This is a genomic window from Acidithiobacillus ferriphilus, from assembly GCF_018854775.1.
Lineage (GTDB): Bacteria > Pseudomonadota > Gammaproteobacteria > Acidithiobacillales > Acidithiobacillaceae > Acidithiobacillus > Acidithiobacillus ferriphilus.
Map to the genome: position 1 here is coordinate 1 of NZ_JAAZTY010000121.1, position 6,792 is coordinate 6,792.

Consider the following 6,792-nt stretch of genomic DNA (forward strand, 5'->3'; position numbering starts at 1 on the left):
TACTGGCTGACCAACAACGTGGTTTCCATCGGCCAGCAATACCTGATCACCCGCCATATCATGGCGGCCAAGGACTAGGGTGGAGCCTCCCGTGTTGAGTTAGAGCCTTGGCCTATCAGCAGGGAGACACGATTGTGGCGATTGCCACGCCGCCGGGGGAAGGCGGCGTCGGTATTTTGCGCCTCTCTGGATCGCAGGCCCTGGCCATCGCGACGGTGCTCTGCGGCGGAGCAAAGGTAAAAGCACTGATGCCCCGGCATGCCCATTTTCGCCGCTTTCACGCCCGCGACAGCAGCGTGATTGATCATGGCATCGCCCTCTATTTTCCCGCCCCCCACAGCTACACCGGTGAAACCGTCGTGGAATTGCAGGGCCATGGCAGCCCGCTGGCCCTCGCCAGCCTGCTCACCGAGGCCATCGCTCTGGGCGCGCGGCCGGCGCGTGCCGGCGAGTTCAGTGAACGGGCCTTTCTCAATGGTCGTCTTGATCTTGCCCAGGCCGAAGCGGTTGCCGACCTCATCCACGCCCGCAGCGACGCCCAGGCACGCGCCGCGGCGGCGAGCCTGGAGGGTGCCTTCTCGCAGGCGGTCGATGGCATCCATGGCCAGCTCCTGCAACTTCTCGCCCTCGCCGAGGCCGGCCTGGATTTCAGTGAGGAAGACCTTGGCGATGCCCACGAACTGGCTATTGCCGATGGCCTGATGCGGCTGGAAGGCCAGATCGCGCATCTGCTCAAGCAAGCACAGCAAGGCGCCCAACTCGCCCGCGGCGGTCGCGTAGTGCTCGCCGGACGACCCAACGTCGGCAAATCCAGCCTGATGAACGCCCTCGCCCGCCGCGCATCGGCCATCGTCACCGCCATCCCCGGTACCACCCGCGACCTGCTCCGCGAAGAAATCGTCCTCGACGGCCTGCCGGTGGAGCTTATCGATACTGCCGGGTTGCGCGCGGCCACGGATGCCGTGGAGGCGGAAGGTATCGCCCGTGCCCGCCATATATTGCACAGCGCGCAATTGATCCTGTTGGTGGCAGACGCGAGCGCGGGATGGCAGGTGGAGGATGAGGCCATCCTGCGTGACCTGCCGGAAGGACCGCGCCTGATCCTCTGGAACAAGCTGGATCTGGTTTCCGCCCCGCCCCTCACCCCCGTCGGTGAGCAGAGTATCGCCCTCTCTGCCCAAACTGGCGTCGGCCTCGATATTTTGCGGCGCAGCTTGATGGAGGCCCTCGGTATGCAGGGCGACAGTTGTCCCTTCAGCGCCCGCCGTCGCCATGTCGAGGCGCTGGAGCATTGTCTGCAGGACATTCACGCCGCGCGCGATATGCATCGCCTGGGGGGCTCCCCTGAATTGGTCGCGCAGTCTCTGCGTGAAGCCGCTGTGGCATTGGCCAGTATCACCGGTCATATTGATGTGGAAGACATTCTCGGCGAGATTTTTTCGCGCTTTTGTATCGGGAAGTGAGGCGGAATAGCGAAAATATCCGGCATGACCGGGAAGCGCCAGTCAGAGCAAATAAGATCTTTATATAAATCAGAAAAAACTTAACTTGTTTGAAAATGAGCGCTACCCTAACGGAATGGGTTCCATATTCTCGACAGGAAATAAAATACTGGCAGGCTTTAGCCTGGCCGTTTTAGCGCTTGTTCTGGTGGGAGCGCTGGCCTTTCGCGCCGCGACCGGCTATGTCCGGGCTTCTTACCGGGTGGAGCATATCCAGACGGTACTACAGAGCCTTGAACGCTGCTGGGCGCTGATCAATGAGGCGGAAACTGCGCAGCGCGGCTATCTCCTTACCGGCAATTCGTTCTATCTTCAGGAACGTCAGGCGGCAATCCAGCGCTTTCAGACGACACTGGATGATTTGCCGAACGAGGTGACGGACAACCCACTCGAAGAGCATCGGGCGGTGGCGCTACGGCAGCGGTCACAGAGACGCTTGCAGCTTCTTGATAATGTTCTTGACGCTTACGAAAAACAGGGTCTTCCGGCGGCCCAGGCGATGCTTCGTGCGGGCGAAGGGATCGCCGAAATGGCGGCGGTGCATGATCTGGTCGAGAAGATGCGTGCGACCGAAAGCGGTCTGCTCAGGAAGCGCACCGGAGCGGCCCAAGAGGCGGGCGAGGCAACGTTATGGGCTATCGGAATCACGATTGTCCTGCTGATCGCACTGCTTACCGGGCTCTTTTGGCAAATAAGAAAGGAGGGGCGTGAACGTCGCGCAGCGCAAGGAGAGCTGGAAGAATCCCTGTGCATTGAAAGCAGTCAAGGACAAATTCTTGCCCTCTTTAGTGGTTCCGATTTTGGGTTGACGGAGATCCTTCAACAAGTTCTGAGCATCCTGGCGGAGAATCATCCCTTCCCGGTCTCTGCATTTTATCGCTATGACGAATGGCAAGGCCACTTTGTTCTGGCCGCACACCGGGGCACCGATAGACAACTGGCAAGCGGTTTTCAGCGTGGAGAGGGTGTCCTGGGCGAAGCGGCCATGTCGGACCATCCGCAACGCTTGAGGCAACCCGATGACAACTCCGGGTTTCTGGTGGACGCTGGGATCTGCCAGTTTCGAGCTGCAGAGATCGCCATGGTGCCGATCCGTTATCAGGAGCAGCAATTCGGGGTGCTGGTGGTGGCTTCGCTAGAAGCCCTAAGCGAGAGAAAAATCGCCTTCCTGGATAAGCTTTCCCTGGAGATAGGCGCGGCCCTCAACCACATCGCTCAGAAAGAAAACCAGCAAATCATGGCTGTTGAATTGCGTAAACAAAGCGAAGCATTGCTGGAAAGGAACCAGTTGTTGCGCCTGGCGGATCAGGCCAAGTCTGATTTTCTGGCCAACATGTCTCATGAGTTGCGTACCCCTCTCAATGCCGTTATTGGTTTTTCCGAGTTGTTGAAGGACGGCATCATGGGTGATCTCAGTCCCGAACAAAAAGATGCCACCAGGGATATTTTTGAAAGCGGCCAACATCTCCTTTCTCTCATCAACGATATCCTGGACCTCTCCAAAGTGGAGGCAGGTATGATGAAGCTGGAGTTGGAAGCGACGAACCTTCACGATTTGTTTCAGGGTTCTTTGGGTATTGTCCGGGAAAAGGCAGTCGCCCACCAGATTCGGCTTGACCTCGAAATGGAACCAGACTTTCCCCCCGTTTACCTGGATGCGCGCAAGACCAAGCAGATTTTGTACAATCTACTGTCCAACGCCGTGAAATTTACTCCCGATGGAGGTCAGGTAACGCTCTGCGGGCGTAGCAGAAGCGATTTGTCCGGCCCTGAATATGCCGCCTATCCCGACTGGTTGGAAATCAGCGTAACCGATACGGGCATCGGTATTGCGGAAAAAGATCAGGAACGGCTTTTTAAGCCCTTCGTCCAGGCTGACAGCGGTTTGGATCGCCGCTACGAAGGTACCGGCCTCGGTCTTTCCCTCGTCAAACGTCTGGCGGAGCTGCACGGTGGGCGAGTGAGCATGGAAAGTACGCTTGGGGAGGGTTCCACTTTTCATGTCTGGCTTCCCTGGCGAGAGGAGGCCGTTCTTGCGGAGGCGGATTCCGCAAAGGCGGTTTCCGCCCCTGAAACAAATCACTCCGCTTTGGTGATAGAGCATGACGACGCCACAGCGACCCTCCTGGAAGGTTACCTGAGGGATGACGGATTTCGCGTGCGTCGGGCTCGCGACCCTGTTAGCGCTTTGGATATGGCATGTGAAGAACGTCCAGATCTCATCATTCTGGAGATGAATCCGCCAGGCAGGGACGGCTGGGATTTTTTAGCGGCCCAGCACCGGGATGCGCGTCTGGCTACCATCCCGTTGGTAATTACCAGTACGGATTCAGAGCAGGGTTCAGGCTTTTTCCTCGGGAGCGTTCAAATACTGCAGAAACCCATTGAAATTGAACGGCTGGAAAAAATCCTGCAAAAACTCGGTTTTGTGGTGACGAGGCAGAATCGTCCCGTGATCCTGGTGGTCGATGACGATGCGCGGGCGGTGGCGGTCATTAATCGCCAGTTGAGCAATGGCGGTTACGAGGTCATCAGTGCTTATGGCGGGCGGGATGCCGTGACCATGGCAGAACATCTTCATCCCGATCTGATTTTGCTGGATTTGATGATGCCGGAATTCAGCGGTTTTGACGTAGTGGACGCGCTACAGCAAAACCCAAGCATGGCGGCCATCCCGGTTTTGGTTTTGACGGCCAAAATAATTACGCCAGAGGATCGCCGTCGCCTGAATGGACATATCCTGAAAATTATGGAGAAGGCGAGTTTCAGGCGCGATCAATTCCTCGGAGAGGTGCGTCGCGCACTGAACACCGCCCATTCTCACCCAGGGGAAGATATTGCCTAAGCGAATTTTGATCGTTGAAGACAATATGATCAACTACAAGCTTGCAGGTATTGTCTTGCGCAAGGCCGGTTATGAGATTCTGCACGCGGGCGACGCAGAACAAGGTATTGTCATCGCTCGTGCCGAGTATCCCGACCTCGTTCTCATGGACATTCATCTGCCGGGCATGGATGGACTTACAGCGATCCGCATCCTGAAGGAAGATCCCGCGACGCGGAGGATCCCTATCATAGCCCTGACGGCCTTGGCCATGAAGGGGGATGAGGAAAGCATTTTTGCCGCTGGCTGCGATGCCTATCTGAGTAAGCCGATAGGTCATCAGACGCTTATAGAAGTTGTGGGCCGTTTTCTGTAGCCGCAGAGGGGAAGCCGATGCCTGAACAGCGATCCATGATTCTGATAGTAGATGATGAAGGGAGTAGCCGTCGTCTGCTCACGGCCTTATTGCAGAATGATGGTTATGAGACGCTGGCGGCATCCAGCGCTCAGGAGGCGTTGGCGCGGCTTCAGGATCGCCGACCGGATTTGATACTCACCGACGGTATGATGCCTCAGATCAGCGGCTTTGAACTGGCGGCACGGCTCAAGGCGGACTCCCGCTATGCCAATTTACCCATCATCATCGTCACGGCCTTCGACGACCGCAAAACGCGTTTGCATGCCTTGGAGGCCGGGGTGGATGATTTCCTCGGCAAGCCGATAGACCGGGCGGAGTTGCGCGTGCGGGTGCGTAATATTCTGCGGCTCAAGGAATACAGTGATCGCATCCGACGCAATAATGAGACTTTGGAAATCACCGTTCGGCAGCGCACGGCCCAGCTGCACGATAGCTATTTGCAGACGATCAATGTTCTTCTGCGCGCCGCCGAGAAAAAGGACGAAGAAACCGGCGCCCATATTCAGCGCATCGCCTATTACTGCAAGGAGTTGGCACAACAACTGGGCATGGGGACAGATTTTGCCGATCTCATTTTTGTGGCGAGTCCTATGCACGATGTAGGAAAGATCGGGATTCCCGATCCTATTCTGCTGAAACCCGGTCCTCTGGATGCCGCTGAATGGGTCATTATGCGTACGCACACCACACTCGGCGCCAATATTATTGGCCAACACAATGTCTCCCCAGAATTACAGATGGGATGGGAAATCGCTCTGGGCCATCACGAACGATGGGACGGAAGTGGCTATCCTTTCGGCAGAAAAGGCGACGAGATCCCGTTATCAGCGAGGATGATGGTATTGGCGGACATTTATGATGCCTTACGAAGTCGGCGTCCTTATAAGGAACCGCTGGATCATGAAAGAGCGGTGGATATTATCTTAAAAGGAGATGGACGAGTTAAGCCGGAGCATTTCGATCCTGATATTTTGGCGGCGTTTCCGCGCGCGGCCTCCACTTTTGCGGAGTGTTACGCCGCATTAACCGATTGTGACATGCCTAATGTGTAACCCATGAGTGCGGTCAAAGCATACCGTGTGCAAAACCGATGGCCACCATGATCAGCATGATCACGATGTAGATACGCAAACCCCAGAAGGCTATCTGAATACCTCCCCGAATCGGGGCGCGGGTCATGGGCCTGGGTTCCTGATGGATCTCCTCTTCCAGAAACGCCAGGAACTCCGGGGTCGCCTCGGAACGAAAGTCTTCTTTGGGATGCATGCAACGCTCCTCAGGGGGATGGGAAGACGACGGTATAGCCATAAACGGCATTGGCCAGAATTAGGAAACCAACGATGGTGAAAGCTGAATAATTCTGCCAGCGCCGATTCACATAGCTCCCCATGATCTCGCGATCATTCAGCAGCATGAGCAGAAATAGCATCGCCGCCGGCATGAATATGGATGCAATCACCTGCACGGTGAGGTTCAAAAACCCCAGGGGGATGTGGGGAATCAGGACCACCATAGCCGCCATGCCGGCGCTCAAAATGCCGGACAGATAAAAGGGCAAGGCCCGTTGTGGCTTGAGGTTCAGGCTCCGGGGGAGCTTGAGCGCTTCGCCCACCGCCCAGGAAGTGCTCGCCGTAATGGCGATGGCGGCGATCAGCCCGGACTCGACGAGGCCCAGAGCGAACAGCGCGGTTCCGACACTGCCCAGGCTACTCTGTCGTAACAGGTGGAGGATCGCCTGTATGTCGAACTGGGCGGCATTGGTGTGCCCATACGCCAGGGTACCCGTCAAGATGACGATGGTGATGGCGATAATCCCCATGGAAAGGCTTCCGAAGGCGGTATCGGCTTGACCGCTGGGGATGTCATTGACCGTCAGCCCCTTATCAACAACCGAGGATTGTTGAAAAAAAAGCATCCACGGAGCGATCGTCGTTCCGAGATTGGCGAGTATGACATAGGTAAAGGCGCCGACCGCCGTCCCCACCGGAATGTGCCAGTTGCCCACCGCCGCGATAACCTGGCCCCAGTCGGGGTGCGCGGCGATGGCC

The 6,792-nt window shown here is 56.9% G+C and carries 6 protein-coding genes; 4 read left to right on the forward strand and 2 right to left on the reverse strand.

Annotation, left to right across the window (positions count from 1 at the left end; genetic code table 11):
* The first annotated feature begins 107 nt into the window (after positions 1–107).
* The 4 genes from mnmE (at position 108) to HF921_RS08875 (ending at position 5,796) form a co-directional block, all read left to right on the forward strand.
* Positions 108–1,463: a tRNA uridine-5-carboxymethylaminomethyl(34) synthesis GTPase MnmE gene (gene mnmE, locus HF921_RS08860; protein ID WP_064220096.1), complete on the forward strand. Its 1,356-nt coding sequence runs from the start codon at positions 108–110 to the stop codon at positions 1,461–1,463.
* Positions 1,464–1,548: 85 nt separating this feature from the next.
* Positions 1,549–4,347, forward strand: coding sequence for a response regulator (locus tag HF921_RS08865; RefSeq protein ID WP_215893686.1), 2,799 nt, complete (start codon positions 1,549–1,551; stop codon positions 4,345–4,347).
* Complete coding sequence (locus HF921_RS08870) at positions 4,340–4,702, forward strand: response regulator (RefSeq protein ID WP_215859987.1); 363 nt, start codon at positions 4,340–4,342, stop codon at positions 4,700–4,702. Before HF921_RS08865 ends, HF921_RS08870 begins: the two co-directional genes overlap by 8 nt.
* A gap of 17 nt (positions 4,703–4,719) precedes the next feature.
* Positions 4,720–5,796, forward strand: coding sequence for an HD-GYP domain-containing protein (locus HF921_RS08875; protein ID WP_064218999.1), 1,077 nt, complete (start codon positions 4,720–4,722; stop codon positions 5,794–5,796).
* Between the two features lie 13 nt (positions 5,797–5,809).
* On the opposite strand, the gene HF921_RS08880 is transcribed toward HF921_RS08875, so the two are convergent.
* Both HF921_RS08880 and HF921_RS08885 read right to left on the reverse strand, forming a co-directional pair.
* Entirely contained in the window at positions 5,810–6,010 is a 201-nt protein-coding gene (locus HF921_RS08880; protein WP_064219000.1) for a hypothetical protein, read from the reverse strand.
* 10 nt (positions 6,011–6,020) lie between these two features.
* On the reverse strand, positions 6,021–6,792 hold a 772-nt coding region (locus HF921_RS08885), incomplete at its 5' end, for an NRAMP family divalent metal transporter (RefSeq protein WP_215893687.1).